This is a genomic window from Microbacterium sp. (assembly GCF_031988965.1).
GTDB lineage: Bacteria > Actinomycetota > Actinomycetes > Actinomycetales > Microbacteriaceae > Microbacterium.
This window is the reverse complement of the sequence record NZ_DALZXX010000276.1, coordinates 1-1,631: the sequence shown is the minus strand read 5'-3', so window position 1 is coordinate 1,631 and position 1,631 is coordinate 1. Positions and strand designations below refer to the sequence as shown.

The following is a 1,631-nucleotide window of genomic DNA, read 5'->3' as shown; positions in this document are numbered from 1 at the left end:
CGCTGGCCGAGTTCGCGGTGTTCGGTGTGTTCGCCGGCGCGAAGCACCTCCCGCGACTCAGCGCGCAGCAGGAGCGGCGTGAATGGTCGGGTCGCTGGACCATGCGACAGGTGTCGGACATGACCGTGCTCGTGCTCGGCCTGGGCGGGATCGGCGCCGAGACCGCGCGCAAGCTCGTCGGGCTCGGTGCCGACGTCATCGGCGTCAATCGCAGCGGAGTCGGCGATATCGTCGGCGGCCGCGTGGCTCCGCTCTCATCCCTCCGCTCGCACCTCGCAACGGCGGATGCCGTCGTGGTGACCCTCCCCGGCACCACGGCGACCGAGAGCCTGCTCGACGACGACTTCTTCGGCGCGCTCCGGCCGGGGGCCATTGTCGTGAACGTCGGCCGCGGCACGGTCATCGACGAGGAGGCGCTCGTCCGAGCCCTCGAGTCCGGTCAGGTGGGATTCGCCGCCCTCGACGTCTTCGCGGTGGAGCCGCTCGTCGAGACGAGCCCGCTCTGGAGCCAGCCGAACGTCCTGGTCAGTCCGCACACCGCGGCGCTCGACCCGCGCGAGGAGCGTCGCATCGCGGAGCTCTTCGCCGACAACGCCCGCCGCCTGCTCGACGACCGGCCACTGCGCAACGTCGTCGACACCATCGAGTTCTACTGAGGATCACCATGACCGAATCACTGTTCTCCCTGCGCGGCAAGACCGCGCTCATCACCGGATCCACACGCGGGATCGGGGCGGCGCTCGCCGAGGGGCTCGCTCGATCCGGCGCCGACATCGTGATCAACGGCACGACCGACGCCGGCGTGGCGGATGCCGTCGCACGTCTCACCGCGGCCGTCCCCGATGTGCAGGTGTCCGGCCGCGCGTTCGACATCACGGATGACGCCGCCGTCGAAGCGGCGATCGCCGCGATCGAATCCGAGCAGGGTCCGATCGACATCCTCGTGAACAACGCCGGCATCCAGCACCGCGTTCCCCTGGTCGATCTCGACGTCACCGACTGGGACCGCGTCGTCGCCGTGAACCTGACCGCGCCCTTCCTGGTCGGGCGCGCCGTCGCCCGGCGGATGCTGACCCGCGGCGCCGGCAAGATCGTCAACATCTGCTCGATCCAGACCGACCTCGCGCGTCCATCCATCGCCCCCTACACCGCCACCAAGGGTGGTCTTCGCAACCTCACCCGCGCGATGACGGCCGAGTGGGCGAAGCACGGCCTGCAGATCAACGGCATCGCGCCCGGCTACATCCGCACCGAGATGACGCAGGCCCTGATCGACGACCCCGCATTCAATTCGTGGGTCGTCGGCCGCACCCCCGCCGAGCGCTGGGGCGAGGTGCAGGATCTCATCGGTCCGGCCGTCTGGCTCGCCTCCGACGCCTCGGCCTACGTGAACGGCCAGGTCGTATTCGTGGACGGGGGGATGAGCGTTGTCGTCTGACATCTCCCCCACGGCTCCCGAATCCGTGCGGGCGATCGTCGCCCACGCCACCGACGACGTGCGCGTCGAGACCGTGCCTCTGCGCGCAGCGGCCGACGACGAGGCCGTGGTCCGCGTCCTGTACGGCGGCGTCTGCGGATCCGACCTGCACTACTGGACGCACGGCGCCGCAGGGCAGTCGATCCTCCGCGAG

2 protein-coding genes and 1 pseudogene are annotated in these 1,631 nt (G+C 70.2%); all 3 read left to right on the top strand.

Annotation, left to right across the window (positions count from 1 at the left end; genetic code table 11):
- Positions 1-656, top strand: a 656-nt coding sequence (locus tag RTM68_RS18690; RefSeq protein WP_312173826.1) for a D-2-hydroxyacid dehydrogenase, incomplete at its 5' end; no start/stop codon positions are given.
- An 8-nt stretch (positions 657-664) separates the two neighbouring features.
- The gene (locus RTM68_RS18685; protein WP_312173824.1) at positions 665-1,438 is read left to right on the top strand and encodes an SDR family oxidoreductase; all 774 of its coding nucleotides are present in this window, start codon (positions 665-667) and stop codon (positions 1,436-1,438) included.
- Positions 1,428-1,631, top strand: a pseudogene (locus RTM68_RS18680) (alcohol dehydrogenase catalytic domain-containing protein); the annotation flags it as partial. The gene RTM68_RS18685 and the pseudogene RTM68_RS18680, both read left to right, overlap by 11 nt.

Bases quoted from the DNA above. Each gene is read 5' to 3' on its own strand.
- RTM68_RS18685 (WP_312173824.1), top strand. From the start codon at position 665: ATGACCGAATCACTGTTCTCCCTGCGCGGCAAGACCGCGCTCATCACC.